Raw genomic sequence first — 15850 nt, 5'->3', positions numbered from 1 at the left:
TCAGGGCCGGTAGCCGAAGGCGCGCGGGCCGGGCTTGCGCATCGGCGCGGCGAGGTTGGCGAACTCGCACAGCAGCGGACGCGTGTCGCGCGGGTCGATGATCTCCTCGACGCCGAAGGTCTCGGCGGTGCGGAACGGCGAACGCACCCGGTTGAGCCGCTCGAGGATGTCCTTCATCAGCGCCTCGGGATCGTCGGACGCCGCGAGGTCGGCCTTGTACGCCGCCTCGATGCCGCCCTCGACCGGCAGCGAGCCCCAGTCGCCCGACGGCCAGGCGTAGCGGAAATTGTAGTGGCCGAAATTCTGGTGCGCCGCGCCGGCGACGCCGAACGCCTTGCGGATCAGGATCGAGCACCACGGCCCGGTGGCCTGGTAGATCGCGGCCATGGCGCGGGCGCCGTGGCGGATCGTGGCGGCGGTCTCGGCGGCGACGCCGATGACGAAGCCGGGGCAGTCGACGAAATGCACCACCGGCAGATGGAACGTCTCCGCCAGATCGACGAAGCGCGTGACCTTGTGCGCGGTGTCGGCGGTCCAGCCGGCGGCGTAGAAGAACGGATCGCCGCCCAACACCGCCACCGGCCAGCCGTCGATGCGCGCCAGGCCGGTGATCATGGAGCGGCCGTACAATTTGCCGATCTCCATGAAGCTGTCGGTGTCGACGCAGGCGCCGATGATCCGGCGCATCTGGTAGACCTTGCGGCGGTCGCGCGGCACGATGTCCAGCAGCTTGGGATCGCGGCGCCCGGGATCGTCGGTGACGGGGCCGCGCGGCGGCAAACCATCGACCGACGACGGCAGGTACGAGAGGAACCGCCGCGTGCGCGCGAACGCCTCGTCCTCGCTTTCGACCTCGTCGTCGACCGAGCCGTTGCGGCAATGGATGTCGGTGCCGCCCAGCTCCTCCTTGGTCACCGGCTCGCCCAGCCGCGCCACGACCGGCGGGCCGGCGGCGAACATCTGCGAGGTGCCCTTCACCATCAGCGAGTAGTGGCTGGTGACCAGCCGCGCCGCGCCCAATCCGGCCACCGAGCCGAGTCCGAGCGCCACGACGGGCACGCGCGAGAGGTTGGAGACGACCTCCTCCCAGCCGGGATTGCGCGGCACGTAGGTGCGCCCCATCGTCTCGTAGGACTTCACCGAGCCGCCGCCGCCGGTGCCGTCGACGAGGCGCACGATCGGGATGCCGAGGTCGCCGGCCATGCGCTCGGCGATCACCTGCTTCTCATGGATCGAGGCGTCGGCGGCGCCGCCGCGCACCGTGAAATCGTCGCCGCCGACCGCCACCGCGCGGCCGTCGATGCGGCCGCGGCCGCACACGAAGTTCGAGGGCTGGAAATCGAGCAGCGCGCCCGAGGCGTCGTACTCGGCCTTGCCGCCCAGCGCGCCGATCTCGTGGAACGAGCCGGGATCGAGCAGCCGGTCGATGCGCTCGCGCACCGTCAGCTTGCCGCCGTCGTGCTGGCGTTTGACCTTGTCGGGCCCGCCCATGCGCCGACCCAGCGCCTCGCGGCGCCGCAGTTCGTCGATCTCCGCCTGCCACGTCATCGCCCGTCCTCCACGTCCCGCCGTCAGCGCAGCGCCATGCCCAGGATCGCTTCCAGCTCGGCGATCGCGGCGCCCGGCTCGCCGACCTTGATCGTGCGCATGCCCAGCGCCTTGGCCGGCTTCAAATTGATGCCGAGATCGTCGAGATAGACGCAGCGCTCGGGAGCGACGCCGAGCAGGTCGCAGGTGTGGGTGTAGATGCGCGGATCGGGCTTGCGCATGCCCAGCGCGCTCGATTCCACGACATGCTCGAACAACGTCATGATCTCGCCGATGCGCCGCGCCCGCTCGGGATCGCGCGCCATGCCCGGCCCCTGGCCGCTTTTGACGTTGTTGGTGATGCATGCGACGCGGTGCCGCGCCTTCACGCGCCGCAGCGCCTCGACCATCTCCGGACGGATCTCGCCGCTCAAAACCGACAGCACGCGGTGGCCTTCAAGCCGGTGCCCGGCGGCGGCGGCCTCGGCCTCGAAGAGGGTCGCGAACGCGTCGGTTGTAATTTCGTTGCGCTCCATGCGCGCCCAGGCGTTCGAATCGGGATTGGTGGCGTTCAACCTGCGGATGAAATCGACCGGCAGCCCCGCCTCGCACTCGTAGCGTTGGAACGCATCGAACGGACTCGACAGGATGACGCCCCCGAAATCCCACAACACCGCCTCGATACCCGACATACCTGCCACCCGTGATCGCCATGCGCGGACGCCCAATTCGCAGGGGCGCTGCCCAATTCGTACCACAAACCGCCCCTAGACGAGCGCCCATCGAAGCCTGCGGCACGCCGTCAATAGCGTCCGTCTCGCGCGTCGTCCCGAAACGGACCTCGCGCGGGGACGCGGAAGCGGACGCAGGTGGATTCCCATCAACAGCCGGACCGGAGTACGGTCCGGACGGTTCAACCGCCCTCCAAGCGTCCGTTCGACGCTTGGCGACGGCGTTTTCGATTTGAGGAACAGGAAGATGAGTTCGCTCGCCTACGCCGCCGACGCCCCGATGGCGTCGCCGGTCCGCGTCGATGGACGCAACCTCCGCGCCGAGTCGACGCGCGCCAAGGTCGTCGCGGGCTGCCGCGCGCTGATGGCCGAGACCGGCCGCCTGCCCAAGGTGGCCGAGATCGCGGTCCGCGCCGGCGTGTCGGTGCGCTCGGTGTTCCAGCATTTCCAGGACGTGGAGACGCTGTTCGCCACCGTGCTCGACGAGGCCATCGCCGAGCTGCACGGCACATTGCCGCCGGCGCGCGCCGAGGAGGGTCCTTTGGCGGAGCGCGTCGCGCGGCTGGTGGCGATGCGCGCCGGCGCCTTCGAGCGCGCCATGCCGCTGCGCGTCGCCGCCTTCGGGATGGCCGGCGGCGTCGCGCCGGCGCCCGAACGCGGCCGCGCGCTCCGCGTCCTGGCGCGCCAGCGCACCGCGCTGGTGTTCAAGCCGGAACTCGACGCGCTCGACGCGACCGTCCGGGAGCAGACCCTGGACGCGCTGCAGGCGGCGATGGACTGGGAGAACTGGATCGCGCTGCGTCATTTCCAGCGCCTCGCGGTCGACGAGGCGGAGGCCGTGTGGCGCCGCACCGTCACCGCGCTGATCCTGCAGGCGAGGACGAAATAACAGCCGCTTTACGCTGCGTTGACGAACGATCTCGAACCAGCGTGCGAAGTCGGACGTGCCGGGTCGCTATATAGTCGTTTAAGTGGTGGTGGACGCGCGTGAATCGCGCCCGCCGCCGCTGTGGGAGGTAGCGATGGACGGGCATATTCCAGGCATCATGAGCGTCAAGGTCGACGGCCGCGTCCTGCGGGCCGAGCGCACGCGCGCGAATCATCGGCGCCACCATCGCGCTGGTGCGCGAAGGCACCCCCACCCCCCGGGTCGTCGACATCGCGAAGCTCGCCGGTGTCTCGACCCGCTCGATCTTCCAGCATTTCGACGACACCGAGGCCCTGTTCGCCGCCGTCGCCCAGAAGGTGGTGCAGGACCTGCTGCCGCTCGCCAAGCCGGTCCCGCCGGGCCTGTCGCTCGACCAGCGGCTGGAGCTGCTCCTGAGCGTGCGGGTGCGCGTCAACGAGGAGCTGCTGCCGTTCCGCCGCTCCATGGCGATCAACGAGTCGCGCTCGCCGCGGCTGGTCGCCGAGTTCATGGCCGGGCGCGAGCTGGCCCGCCGCCGCACCGAGGACGTGTTCCGTCCCGAGCTCGCGGCGCTGTCGGACGCCGAGCGGCGGCAGACGGTCGACACGATGCTGGCGATCTCCGACTGGCACATGTGGGTCAATCTGCGGGTCCACTACGGCATGGACGTGGAGACGTCGGCCGCCGCCATGCGTCGTCTGCTCGCGGCGCTGATCGACCATCTCGCGCGCGGCGCCTGATCGGCGGCGGCGCGTCCACGCGACCTTCGACGTCTCCTCGTCTTCTTCCCCCGTCATCGCAGGGCTGTCGCACGAGGCCTCGCGAACCGGTTCGCTCGACGATCGCGCACGGCGCGGCGCGTCCGCGAAGAGTCGCGCGTTCGTGATGCGGCGGGACGCGTTCCGGCGGACTCCGGCCGGGGCGATGTGCGAAGCTGCGGCGTTGTCCACGCTCCTGGAGGAACCGCATGCGCCCGCTCGTCGCGACCGGTCTGCTCGCCGCCCTGCTCGCCGCCGCCGCGGCGCCGCCCGCGTACGCGGCCGGCTCGACCGAGACGGCGCCGGCGCCCAGCCGGCCGCGCAATCCGGACTTCGACGCCGGCAAGGCCGCCGTCAACCGCGGCGATTTCGCCGGCGCCATCCCGCTGCTGCGCAAGGCGACCACGGTCGACGCGCGCAACCCCGAGGCGTTCAACCTGCTCGGCTACGCGACGCGCAAATCCGGCGACGCGCGCGGCTCGCTCGCCTCCTACCAGCAGGCGCTGGCGCTCGATCCCAAGCATCTCGGCGCGCACGAGTACATCGGCGAGGCCTATCTGATGCTCGACGACATCGCGAGCGCGCAGCAGCACCTCGCGCGGCTGGACCAGCTCTGCGTCTTCGGCTGCCGCGAGCACCGCATGCTCAAGGACGCGATCGCCGCCTACCAGCGCGGCCAGAAGCCGCGCTGAGGCGGTTCAAGCGCGCGCTAGAGCAGATTCCGTTAATCGCAGCCGTAGCCTGCATGGGCGAAGAAGTTTTGACAGTCCTGCGGCTTGAAGCTCCGTAGAGCGTCCGCGGTGGCGGCCTCGAGGGTGTCGATGGTCCTGGCCGCGAGCTTGCGGACGTGCGCCTTGAGCTTGGCGAAGGCGTTCTCGATGGGGTTGAGATCCGGGGAGTAGGGCGGCAGGTAGAGCGGCGTCGCGCCGCTGGCCTCGATGGCCTGCCTGACGCCGGAGACCTTGTGGGCGGCGAGGTTGTCCATCACGACGATGTCGCCCGGGCGCAGGGCCGGGGCCAGCATCCGCTCGCACCATGTCCGGAAGGCGTCGCCGTCCATCGGCCCGTCGAGGACCATCGGGGCGAGGAAGCCGGCCAGCGTCAGCCCGCCGACGAAGGTCACGGTCTTCCAGTGTCCGTGGGGATGGCGGCGCGGCAGCGCCGGCCTCTGGGCGCCCAGCCGCGCAGGCGCGCCATCTTGGTCGACAGCCCGCTCTCGTCGATGAACACCAGCTTCGCGGCGGCGAGGCCGGGCTGGCCTTCCAGCCACGCCCGCCGGGCCTCCTTCACGTCCGGACGCTCCCGCTCGCTGGCGTGCGCGGTCTTTTTTATACGTCTGGCCGCGGCGGTCGAGGAACTTCCAGACCGCCGTCCGCACCACCCTCAACCCGCGCTCCGCCGCGAGCCGCTCGACCATCTCGTCGAGCGTCGTGTCGGGCTTCTCCTCCAGCGACCCCAGGATGAAGTCCGCGTGCGCGTCCAGCACCGAACCCTTCGGCTTGCCCTGCCTGGCCGGCCGCACGTCGCCCTGCGCGCGCTTCAGCCGGCCCCACGCGCCCGCCGTCGCCTTCCCGATCGAGAACCGGACCGCCGCCTCACCCGTCGACAGCCCGGCCTCCAACGCGGCGACCACCCGTTCCCGCAGATCCTGACTGTACGCCTTGCCCATCGACCCCTCCGACATCCGTCGAGGAATCGAATCATCTCCACCTCGCCTTGAGAATCCCCCGCGACTCGCGTTTCAGGGAATTCGCTCTAGGGCGGCGTAGAGCCGCACCGTCATCCCTCGCTACGCTCGGGACGACGGCGGGGCCGGCGCCACGATGGCGCGCGGCATCGAGATGCGCGACAGCCGAGCCTGTGCCGCGGCGCGAAGCGTGCGACGCCGGCCCCGCGCCGCCGCTTCGAAGCGACGCGCGCTACAGCGTGACGCCGCCGTCGACGCCGAGGACCTGGCCGGTGATGTAGGCGGCGGACGGCGCGCACAGGAAGGCGATCGCAGCGGCGATCTCGTCCTGGCGGGCGAAGCGTCCGGCCGGCACGGCGCGCTCCAGCTCGGCCTTGCGGCCCGGCGTCAACGCGGTGTGGGCGCCGGGATCCTTCTCGACGAAACCCGGCGCGACGCAGTTCACGGTGACCCCGTGCGGCGCCATCTGCACGGCGAACGCCTTGGCCATCGCCTCGATGCCGGCCTTGGCCGCCGCCGTCGCGGGGAACACCGGCAGGCCGCGGCCCATGGCGTGCGCCACGAACGACGACACCGCGACGACGCGGCCGTCGACCGCCTTCTCCAGCCACGGCCGGGCCGCCAGCAGCAGATCGAAGAACGCGTTCTGCATCGCCGCCATCGAGGCGTCGTAGCCCGGCCGGTCGAGCTCGCCGATCGGGCGGCGGTCGGCGAAGCCGGCGTTGCTGACCAGCACGTCGAGACGGCCGAAGCGCGCCGTCACCGCCTCGATCAAACGCGACGCCGTCGACGGCTCGGCGAGATCGCCCTCGACGACCAGCGCGACGCCGCCGGCGCTCTCGACCGCCGCCGCCACGCGCGCGGCGCCTTCGAGATTGCGCCGCGCGTGGACGGCGACGCCGATCCCCGGTCCCGCCAGCGCGCGCGCGGTGGCAGCGCCGATACCGGACGACGCGCCGGTGACGAGACAGACCCTGGTGATGTCGAGCGCCGGCACAGTACCCCCCGCCTCCAAGACGCCGCCCCGGATGCCGGCGCGGACGGCGCCCGCGCGCTCTACGCCGTCTGCGAGGCGCCGATGTGCGTGGCGCCGGTCTGCGCCCGCGCCCGCTTCGCCAGCTGACGGCGATGGACGAACAACGAAAGCGCCAGGGCCGAAATCCCGATCGCGAGGTCGTAGACGAGAATGGCGTTGCGCTGCAAGGCGAACACGGGACCGCCGAGGCCGGTCAGCCAGTCGCCGGGCTCCATTCCGATGAAGCCGCCGAACGCGAACAGGGTCGGAAACACCATCAACAGGGCGCCCGCGACCGCGAGGCTGCGCGCGATCGCCAGCTCGGTGGTCGGCGCGCGGCTGACGATGACCAGAAGCACCGCGACCACCAGCACGAGGCGGAAATTGTAGACGTACTGCAGCGGGTCGGGCAGTCCGCCGACCGCCAGGATGCTCGGCGCCGCGACGACCAGCGACATGTAGATGGCGAGCGCCAGACGGCCAAGCTGGCCGATATTGTCGCTGTCCTGCGGGGTCGAAGACATCGTGACCTCAAATATATTAAGCTAAATCAATCAACTATCGTATTATTATAGTCTAATTTATCAGAATATCAACCTATTCATCAACGCGCGTTGATGTTTCGGGTCTTCTCATCGTCACTTGCCGCGGCGTTCGCCAACCGGCGGACGTGCCGCTGATCGACTGCACCACGATCCGCGACCGGGCCGTCGGACCCGACGGCGGCGGCGCCACGTCCGTGCGGTCGGCAGGTGTCGATGATGATGAAGGTAGTCACTTCGACAGCATCGCCGTCGCGATCCGCCGCCACTCTTCCTCGAGCGCGACATCGGGAATCGCCCTGCCGGCGCGGCGGTACCAGTAGCCGGCGTTGGAGAGGTCGCCTTCCTGGCGGTGTAGATGGGCATGCACCCAGTCGCAATCGGCATCACCCTCGTGCGCCTGTACGCATTTGTGCGCCTGGTCCCAGTTGCCGTGGCGGAGCCACCACAGCGCCTCCAGGGCGGCGCCGAGTTCGGCCGGCGCTTCCTCGAGGTTCTCGAAGGACCTAGGCGTCAGCATGATCTACGCCAGCAGGATCGGCAGCGCCTGCTGGTAGGCGACCTCGGCGCGCTGCTTGAGTTCCGGCAGCGTGCAGCTGCCGACCGGGTGCTGCACCGTGAGGAAGGGATAGTCGGGCAGGCCGAGCACGCGCGCGATGTTGCGCGCCGTGACCTCGAACGGCGTGGTGCATAGCACCACCGCGCGCTTGCCCAACTGCTCGAAAGTGATTCCGTCGTGCAGACTGCACGTCGAGCAGGACCCTCAATCGCCCAGGCCGGTGAGGAGGAAATCCACCTCCTGCGCCAATGAGGTCAGCGTGCTGCCCGGCGCCGGCGCGCTGGCGTTCCTCTTCGAGGCCAGCGTGCGCACGGCGCACCCGTGGCGCTCCACGAACAGGGCCGCGACCTCGTTCAGCATTTCCTCGGCGTTGAGCTTGCCGTTCTCGAGGATGCCGATACGCATGCCGTCGATCTTCGCGAGCGCGGGCGCGCGCACCGCCCGGCGCCTGGGCGTGGTCGACATCGGCGAATAGAGCTGCATGGTCCTAGCTCCTCACGGTGATGGGTTTGTGCTGCATGATCGAGCCGCGGCCGCGGCTCCAAGAGGGGAGGAAGCAGGAATGTCCGCCGGCATCTCCGCCGCCCATCGTGATCAGGATGTCCCGCGGACTCAGCCCGCGATGCACGAAGCCCGCTTCGGCGAGCCCGTGCGCGCCGGCGCCGTGCTGAGCGTCGTATTCGCGATCGCGGTACTTGCCGACGCTCCTCATGCCGTCCACCGGACGCTTCGCGGCGCCGAACAGGAATTCCTGCGCGCGCTCGCGCGACCAGCCGGCCGCACCCAGGATCTGCATGTGCTCCGGCGCCAGGATCACCACGCTCTGGCCGAGCGTGATACAGCCGTAATTGGCCATGGCGTCGGCGACCGAGCCCAAAACCTGTTCGGGCGTGTTGCCGCCATGGTTCTCGACATTGCAGAAGCCGCCGGCCGCGTAACAGGTCACGCTCGACACGCCCTTGGCGTAACCCTGCGCCTCGCACAGCGGCGGCCATGGATTGCCGCGCGCGCGCTCGGCGATGCACAGGCTGTACTTGCCGGGATTGCCCTGCGTCGACTTGTCGGAGATGCCCGGCAGCATCTGGAACACGTTGCGCAGGATCAGCCTCACGGCCCGGCCGATCGTGGCGTTGGCGCGATTGCCGGGGCCGAACAGGTTGACGTCGCCATTCATGCCGATGGCGTCGGCATAGGGGCCGCTGACGATCAGCAACGGCGCCGAGCCGCCCGTGCTGGCGGTCGAGCCGTGGAAATTGAAGCCCTCCAGGTCCATCGCCTCGAAGGCGGCGACCAGCACCGGGAAATGCCCGGGCAGACATCCCGCCATCACGGCGTTGACCGCGGCGGCGTGCAGAGACAGGTCGAGCCCGGTGGCGGGATGGCGGCAGATCACGGTCTCCGCCGGCCGCGAATCGGCGGCCAGCACCGCCTTCACGCGATCGACCGCCGGCGGCACGACCGGCAGGCCGTCCGTCCAGCCCTGCTCGTAGCACCAGTCGATCGCGGCGAGCAGGTCGTCGGGCACTTCGTGGATGCGGGGTGAAAGCGCCGCCGCCATTGTCTGGACCCTCCGCTCCACCTTGATGCCGGGCTCATTGACGAGGATCCCGCATCTGTCGGTCTCACCCGGCAGAATAGCCTTGAATTCGGCCGGCGTGTTGAACACGACTTCCGGGCAGTCGCCGCCCAGCTTCGCGCGGACCACGCGGTCGGCGGCGGCATCTTTCGGCACCGCGTGGAGCCGCGCGATGATCGCCGGCCGCGTGCCCGCCGGCGCCGCCAGGTCCAGCCAGGTGTCCGAGCTGAAGCCGTCGGGCATCGGCTCCCGGATCGTCGGCTCCTCGGGCGGGCCGTGGCGCGCCGAAGGACGACAATCTATAGGTTTGCCAAGATGGGGGCGGTCGAATACTGGACCGGCCCATGGCCCGGAGCCACGCTGTAGATAGTTGAGCGATCCATATAAATCGGGGGCACCCTATAGGCCGGAGGCGCGCTATTGACCGGGGCCGCGCGATAGTTCTGGGCCGCGCCATAACCCGGGGCCGCGCCATATTGCGCGTAAAACATGCCGCCGCCATCGGCTACACCCCCTTGATACCGACCAGCGGCCGCGCCCGCCTGATTGCGATCTGGCTGCGGCCGCACCTCATGTGGATGGCTCTTGTAGGAATCAAACAATTCCTTCCAACTCATGCTTGTCCAACGATTGTAGTCGAGCGGCATCATCCTCCCGCCATCGTTGTTAGAGGAGAGCATAAGCCTTGGCCGCCCCGCTCGAACGGCTCGCTTCAGCGCGACAACGCCATTCATGAATTGCCCGAGTGAGGGCCTATAGTGTCCGCTGAGTGGAGTGATCTCCCGAACAACCCCATTGTCCACGATCCACATTCCGGCGGATTTCACCGCAGCGCCGCTTGTGAAGCTGCTGTGATGGAACCTGTCGATCTTGGGGATGTGAGAATAGAGCCGACCCTCTTGGGATAAAACCCAGATCAGCCCGTTCCTAGCCCAATCTTTCAAATCCTCCCTCTCCATCGTGAGACCGGCCGTTGCCATTCCCATCTGGCGCCCAACCCTACCGGGCTTTGGATTCTTCCACTTGTTCTTGTAGTAGTCGATAACAGTGCGGCTATCGACGCGAAGCCCGCGCCAGTCCACACCATCCTTGTTTATGTGGCGCGTGATCCACGTAAGAACCGGACCGCCGATGTTCACTTCGTACTTGGCGCCGGCGTTCGGGGCCTGCTTCACGCCGTTGGCCCTATCCGCCGCCGCAGCGTCGTCGTTCACGTTAGCCAGTTCCGCGTCTTGTTCGAATTCGTCAAAAACTCCCATCAATCTCTCCCGGAGTGATTGTCTCGGCGGCATCACCGCCCGAAGATCGACCGAGCGCCTTTGGCCGTCGACGGCCCGCCCTTGCTCAGCTTCGCACCCCGCCGGGAAAATCGTTCGGCAATCCGAGAGTGGACGTTTGGGAACTGCATTTCACTGGCGTGCAATAATGTTGGCATGGGATCCGGGTAGAGACTAGGGAATAAGAAGGCGTACTTTCGCCATGTCACCAGGCTGCGATGCCAGCGATCGGCGCCGGCCTGGGAGGCTCTTTCGGGACAGCTGGTCGAGCGCCAGTCGCTCCAGCATCCGCCGCGCCGGTCGAGGGCGGGCATCAGCTGTTCTCGTTCCTGACGTGCGCGCCGAACGCCGTCATCGCGCCGATTCACGCCACGGCTACGCGAGCCTTGCGTTCCTGTCGCAGGCACAGATCGACCCGACCGACGCGAGGATCGGCGCGCCGCGTCGGGGGCACGCCAGCCGTCGCGCCTATTTGCAGACGCCGAACGAAGGATGGGCACAAATCCGCCCGTCGACCCAAAAGGCGCCCTGCAGATTGGCGAACTTCAGATTGGCGCTCTCCAGATTGGCGCCCTGCAGATTGGCGCCCGACAGGCTGGCGCTCTGCAGATTCGCGTCCCTCAGATCGGCGCCCGCCAGATTGGCGCCCGACAGATCGGCCTCCCCCCGCAGATCGACGCGCTGCAGATTGGCGCCCCGCAGATCGGCCGCCGGCAGAAGGGCGCTCCGCAGATCGGCGCCCCGCAGATCGGCCTCCCGCAGATCGGCGCCGCGCAGATCAGCCTCCCGCAGAGTCGCGCCCTGCAGCTTGGCGCCCTGCAGCCTGGCGCCCTGCAGCTTGGCTTGCAGCAAATCGGTGCCCTGTAGACTGGCGCCCTGCAGATTGGCGCCCCGCAGATCGGCGCTCCGCTTGCCGCATCCGGCCCAGTCCACGTTCGGCGCGGGCGGGTCGTCGCACTTAGCATGGGCGAACAGCGGCGCGCAGGCAAGCAAGGCGCCGGTGGTGGCGCCGACGAGGAGGCTTCGCTTCATGGCGGGCTTTCCGGTGCGTCAGAGACATGCCTGGGCCGGGCAGCGGCGAGGACGCCTGACCGGCGCGCGAATGTTGGCAGCCGCGGCGCGGCATGGTCAAGGCGCGGGTCTACGCCCGCATCCGCCGCATCTGCACCGGCCGCGCCATCAAGGGCCGATCCTCGCGTGGGGCGACGTTTTCCTTACGGACGGCACTACGGGGCGGATTTGGGCCACGCAGGTCGAGGGCGGCATCCGCTGTTTCGTTCCTAATGGGCGAGCCGAAGGCCGTCGTCTCGCCGATCCACGCCGAGGCCACACCCGTGCTGGTCACGACGCCCGGCGACGCTGAGATATGGCGTCACGCACCGGTGGACGTGGCGCTGACGTCACAGCGGTCGGCGCCGGATGACGCGCTGGCGCTCTTGGCCGCATGGCGGGACCGGCGTCGCTACCTTCAGGCCCCAACGCTCGCCTCGCAAAACCGCAGCACCACGCGCGCGCGGAATCACGGAACAAGTATGCACGTACGAGCGCGTGTGGCCCTCGGCGAACACGCTGCAGGCAATGGAGCAACGCGCTCGCAGCGCGCCTCAGGTCGGACGCCTCTCGGTACCGAGGTCGCGCGCCGCGCTCACACCGTGCCCGCTGGCGGCGGCAACACGGCGGCCGATCATTCCGAACGCGCGCGGAAATCGGCGACTAACGCCCCTACCGCGTTGATATTGAATGTATTTTCTTGAGGGAAATGGCGCGCCCGGAAGGAGTCGAACCTCCAGCCTTCTGATTCGTAGTCAGATGCTCTATCCAGTTGAGCTACGGGCGCGTTTTCCAAGACGCGTCGGCACGCCGACGCGGACGGTGTGCTACTTGAACCGGAAGCGCATGGCAAGCGAATCCCGTCCGGCCGGCGTCGCGCGGGGCATGCGACATACGCGCCGCGGCGCGTATCGTCCCCATCCGGCCGGGGTTTGTGCGCTTGTCGAATGGAAGGCCTTCGATTAGTGTCGCGCCAGCCGTTCGGGGTCGGCGCAACGGGTGGGTTCGGCCTCGGTTTTCCGGATCGTTTCGCTCGCGCGCGAAGAAGTGCCACGGGATCGACACCACGTGAGAATCATGCCGATCAGGAGTTCCCGCGCCCTCCTCGTGCTGGCGGCGCTGTCGATGACGGCGTGCGTCGAGGCGGGTCAGCCGACCGGCGGCCGCGCGACGGCGACCGGCGGCGCGACGGTCTCCGGCCGCGTCATGCAGCTCCGGTCCGACCAGCAGGCGTTGAGCGGCGCCGTCAACGCCCAGAACGGGCAGCTCCAGGCGCTGCGCGGCAGTTCCGGCGCCTCGGCGCGGGCCTACAACGCCGATGTCGGCATGATCATCTCGCGGCTCCAGGTCGGCACCACGCCGGCCAATCCGGAGCTGGTGGCGCTGTGGAACTCCGCCCAGGCCCATCTCGACCGCATCACCGCCGATCTCGGCCAGCTCAACTCGCTGGCGACGCAGGTCACGACGCAGGCGTCGGTCGCCGGCCATCTGCTCGACACCGTGCGCTCGACCTACAACGTCGGCGGCGCGGTCGACGAGGACCACCGCCAGCTGCGCGCCATCGAAGGCGACACCAACCGCGACATGGCGCAGATCGACCGGCTGATCGCAGATCTGAACGGCGAGATCGCGCGCCAGAACGGCTTCATCGCCGCCGAACGCGCCAAGCTCGCGGGCCTCAACTACGGCGTCAACGTCGGCCGGCTGACCGGCGGGCCGGCGCCGGGCGGCGCGCCGCGGCCGATGCGCCGCTGACGGCGCCGACGAACCACCAAGCCATTTCCACGTCAGCGTTCCCGCCAGCCGCGTAGCGGGCAGGTTCGCCGCGTCGTCCCTTCTCCCCGGTCCGTACCTCATCGGGGGGAGAAGGGACGATGGGGTGCGGCCGCGCGTTGACAGCGCGCGCGGCGCCGCGCCACCTTGCCGGCCGACGAGGGGAGCGCGATGGCCACGACCAGCGGATTGAGATGGACCGACCTGCCGGCGCCGGTGCTCGACATCCTGCGGCGCGGCGCGGCGTTCCCCGCCCATCCGCTGGCGCTCGACGCCGACCGCCAGTTCGACCTTGAATCGCAGCGGGCGCTGTCGCGCTACTACATCGACGCCGGCGCCGGTGGTCTCGCGGTCGGCGTGCACGCCACCCAGTTCGCGATCCGCGAGGTCGGTCTGTACCGTCCGGTGCTGGCGCTCGCCGCCGAGACGGCGCGCGGCTGGACCGACCGGCCGCTGGTGATGATCGCCGGCGCGATCGGCCGCACGGCTCAAGCGGTCGACGAGGCGCGGCTGGCGCGCGGGCTGGGCTACCACGCGGTCCTGCTCGGGCTCGGCGCCCTGAAGGGCGCGTCCGAGGACGAGCTTGTGGCGCATTGCGCCGCCGTCGCCGCGGAGATGCCGGTGATCGGCTTCTACCTCCAGGCGGCGGTCGGCGGCATCCCGCTGTCGCGCGGCTTCTGGCGGCGTTTCGCGGCGATCGAGAACGTGGTGGCGATCAAGGTCGCGCCGTTCGACCGCTACAAGACGCTCGACGTGGCGTTCGGCGTCGCGCAAGCCGGCGCCGAGGACCGCGTCACGCTCTACACCGGCAACGACGACCACATCGTCGCCGACCTGCTGACGCCGATCCGCGTGCGCGCCGGCGGCCGCGAGACGACGCTGCGTTTCAAGGGCGGCCTGCTCGGCCACTGGAGCGTCTGGACCAAGGCGGCGGTCGACCTGCTGGCGCGGACGCAGGCGGCGGTGGCGGGCGGCGCCATCGCGGCGGACATGCTGGCGCTGGATTCGCAGGTCACGGATTGCAACGCCGTCGTGTTCGACGTCGCCAACGGCTTCGCCGGCTGCATCCCCGGCTGCCACGAGATCCTGCGGCGCCAGGGGCTGATGCGCACGATCCACTGCCTCGATCCGGCCGAGGCGCTGAGCCCCGGCCAGGGCGCGGAGATCGACCGCCTCTACGCCACCTATCCCGAGCTCACCGACGACGCCTTCGTCGCCGCCAATCTCGACCGCTGGCGCGCCTGAGCGCCGGCCCGGAACGATCCCACCCCTTACGGAGTCCCCATGGCCACCAGGCGCCTCGGCATCATCATGAACGGCGTCACCGGACGCATGGGCACCAACCAGCATCTCGTGCGCTCGATCGTCGCGATCCGCGCCCAGGGCGGCGTGGCGCTGGCCAACGGCGACCGCGTGATGCCCGACCCGATCCTGGTCGGGCGCGACGCCGCGCGCGTCGAGGCGCTGGCCAAGGCCCATGGCGTGGCGCGCTGGACCACCGACCTCGACAAGGCGCTGGCCGACCGGAACGACGAGGTGTTCTTCGACGCCGCCACGACGCAGCTGCGCGCCGGGCTGGTCGGCCGCGCCATCGACGCCGGCAAGCATATCTACTGCGAGAAGCCGGTGGCCGAGACGCTGGCCGACGCGCTGGCGGTGGCGCGCAAGGCCACGGCCGCCGGGATCAAGCACGGCGTGGTGCAGGACAAGCTGTTCCTGCCGGGCCTGCTGAAGCTCAAGATGCTGCGCGACTCCGGCTTCTTCGGCCGCATCCTCTCGGTGCGCGGCGAGTTCGGCTACTGGGTGTTCGAGGGCGACTGGCAGGCGGCGCAGCGCCCGTCGTGGAACTACAAGAAGGCCGAGGGCGGCGGCATCATCCTCGATATGGTCTGCCACTGGCGCTACGTCATGGACAACCTGTTCGGCGAGGTGCGGTCCGTGAGCTGCCTCGGCGCCACCCACATCCCGGAGCGCTGGGACGAGAGGGGCGCGCGCTACGACGCCGATTCCGACGACGCCTGCTACGCCACGTTCCAGCTCGAGGGCGGGATCGTCTGCCACATCAACAGCAGCTGGTGCACGCGCGTGCGCCGCGACGACCTCGTGACCTTCCACGTCGACGGCACGCTGGGCTCGGCGGTCGCGGGCCTGCAGAGCTGCCGCAGCCAGGCGCGCGTCAACACGCCCCGGCCGGTGTGGAACCCCGACGTCAAGCAGGGCATCGACTTCTTCGACGGCTGGCAGGAGGTGCCCGACAACACCGCGTTCGACAACGGCTTCAAGACCGAGTGGGAGATGTTCATCCGCCACGTCTGCGAGGACGCGCCGTTCAAGTGGACGCTGCTCGAGGGCGCCAAGGGCGTGCAGCTCGCCGAGCTGGCGATGGCGAGCTGGAAGGAACGCCGCTGGATCGACGTGCCGGCGATCGCGATCTGACGGCGCGAAGGG

Annotated in this window: 16 protein-coding genes, 1 tRNA gene and 1 pseudogene; 6 read left to right on the top strand and 12 right to left on the bottom strand. The window is 69.4% G+C overall.

From position 1 onward, the window contains the following. Together IPK81_17350 and IPK81_17345 are read right to left on the bottom strand one after the other, a co-directional pair. Complete coding sequence (locus IPK81_17350; protein ID QQS11333.1) at positions 1 to 1548, bottom strand: methylmalonyl-CoA carboxyltransferase; 1548 nt, start codon at positions 1546 to 1548, stop codon at positions 1 to 3. 23 nt (positions 1549 to 1571) lie between these two features. Further along, entirely contained in the window at positions 1572 to 2219 is a 648-nt protein-coding gene (locus IPK81_17345; GenBank protein QQS11332.1) for an HAD-IA family hydrolase, read from the bottom strand. 286 nt (positions 2220 to 2505) lie between these two features. Between IPK81_17345 and IPK81_17340 the strand changes: the two genes are divergently transcribed. The 3 genes from IPK81_17340 to IPK81_17330 all read left to right on the top strand — a co-directional run bounded on the left by IPK81_17340 (position 2506) and on the right by IPK81_17330 (position 4615). Further along, complete coding sequence (locus IPK81_17340) at positions 2506 to 3147, top strand: TetR/AcrR family transcriptional regulator (GenBank protein ID QQS11331.1); 642 nt, start codon at positions 2506 to 2508, stop codon at positions 3145 to 3147. Between the two features lie 233 nt (positions 3148 to 3380). Continuing rightward, a complete protein-coding gene (locus IPK81_17335) occupies positions 3381 to 3905 on the top strand; it encodes a TetR/AcrR family transcriptional regulator (GenBank protein QQS11330.1) in 525 nt (174 codons plus the stop codon). A 227-nt stretch (positions 3906 to 4132) separates the two neighbouring features. After that, positions 4133 to 4615, top strand: a complete 483-nt coding sequence (locus IPK81_17330; protein ID QQS11329.1) for a hypothetical protein — start codon at positions 4133 to 4135, stop codon at positions 4613 to 4615. 32 nt (positions 4616 to 4647) lie between these two features. Here the strand turns inward: IPK81_17330 and IPK81_17325 are convergent. The 10 genes and pseudogenes from IPK81_17325 to IPK81_17280 all read right to left on the bottom strand — a co-directional run bounded on the left by IPK81_17325 (position 4648) and on the right by IPK81_17280 (position 12416). Continuing rightward, positions 4648 to 5592, bottom strand: a pseudogene (locus IPK81_17325) (IS630 family transposase). A gap of 250 nt (positions 5593 to 5842) precedes the next feature. After that, positions 5843 to 6607, bottom strand: a complete 765-nt coding sequence (locus IPK81_17320; protein QQS11328.1) for an SDR family oxidoreductase — start codon at positions 6605 to 6607, stop codon at positions 5843 to 5845. A gap of 59 nt (positions 6608 to 6666) precedes the next feature. Continuing rightward, positions 6667 to 7149 carry a hypothetical protein gene (locus IPK81_17315; protein ID QQS11327.1) on the bottom strand — a complete coding sequence of 161 codons (483 nt, stop codon included), beginning with the start codon at positions 7147 to 7149 and terminating at the stop codon, positions 6667 to 6669. Positions 7150 to 7399: 250 nt separating this feature from the next. Then, positions 7400 to 7687: a hypothetical protein gene (locus tag IPK81_17310; protein ID QQS11326.1), complete on the bottom strand. Its 288-nt coding sequence runs from the start codon at positions 7685 to 7687 to the stop codon at positions 7400 to 7402. A 3-nt stretch (positions 7688 to 7690) separates the two neighbouring features. Continuing rightward, complete coding sequence (locus tag IPK81_17305) at positions 7691 to 7882, bottom strand: hypothetical protein (protein ID QQS11325.1); 192 nt, start codon at positions 7880 to 7882, stop codon at positions 7691 to 7693. Positions 7883 to 7930: 48 nt separating this feature from the next. Next, positions 7931 to 8209, bottom strand: coding sequence for a hypothetical protein (locus tag IPK81_17300; GenBank protein QQS11324.1), 279 nt, complete (start codon positions 8207 to 8209; stop codon positions 7931 to 7933). Between the two features lie 4 nt (positions 8210 to 8213). Continuing rightward, the gene (locus IPK81_17295; protein QQS11323.1) at positions 8214 to 9545 is read right to left on the bottom strand and encodes a hypothetical protein; all 1332 of its coding nucleotides are present in this window, start codon (positions 9543 to 9545) and stop codon (positions 8214 to 8216) included. 56 nt (positions 9546 to 9601) lie between these two features. Continuing rightward, positions 9602 to 10561 carry a hypothetical protein gene (locus tag IPK81_17290; protein QQS11322.1) on the bottom strand — a complete coding sequence of 320 codons (960 nt, stop codon included), beginning with the start codon at positions 10559 to 10561 and terminating at the stop codon, positions 9602 to 9604. A 486-nt stretch (positions 10562 to 11047) separates the two neighbouring features. Beyond that, positions 11048 to 11611 carry a pentapeptide repeat-containing protein gene (locus tag IPK81_17285; GenBank protein ID QQS11321.1) on the bottom strand — a complete coding sequence of 188 codons (564 nt, stop codon included), beginning with the start codon at positions 11609 to 11611 and terminating at the stop codon, positions 11048 to 11050. A gap of 728 nt (positions 11612 to 12339) precedes the next feature. Further along, a tRNA-Arg gene (locus tag IPK81_17280) sits at positions 12340 to 12416 on the bottom strand. A gap of 290 nt (positions 12417 to 12706) precedes the next feature. On the opposite strand from IPK81_17280, the gene IPK81_17275 reads away from it, so the two are divergent. The 3 genes from IPK81_17275 to IPK81_17265 all read left to right on the top strand — a co-directional run bounded on the left by IPK81_17275 (position 12707) and on the right by IPK81_17265 (position 15838). After that, a complete protein-coding gene (locus IPK81_17275) occupies positions 12707 to 13384 on the top strand; it encodes a hypothetical protein (GenBank protein ID QQS11320.1) in 678 nt (225 codons plus the stop codon). Positions 13385 to 13573: 189 nt separating this feature from the next. Then, positions 13574 to 14647, top strand: a complete 1074-nt coding sequence (locus IPK81_17270) for a dihydrodipicolinate synthase family protein (GenBank protein ID QQS11319.1) — start codon at positions 13574 to 13576, stop codon at positions 14645 to 14647. A 39-nt stretch (positions 14648 to 14686) separates the two neighbouring features. Then, positions 14687 to 15838 carry a Gfo/Idh/MocA family oxidoreductase gene (locus IPK81_17265; GenBank protein ID QQS11318.1) on the top strand — a complete coding sequence of 384 codons (1152 nt, stop codon included), beginning with the start codon at positions 14687 to 14689 and terminating at the stop codon, positions 15836 to 15838. The last annotated feature ends 12 nt before the right edge of the window (positions 15839 to 15850 follow it).

Source organism: Rhodospirillales bacterium (assembly GCA_016699855.1).
In the GTDB taxonomy this organism is placed as follows: Bacteria; Pseudomonadota; Alphaproteobacteria; order Reyranellales; family Reyranellaceae.
Note: the sequence above shows the minus strand (reverse complement) of the source record. Positions and strands in the feature narration are given on the sequence as shown.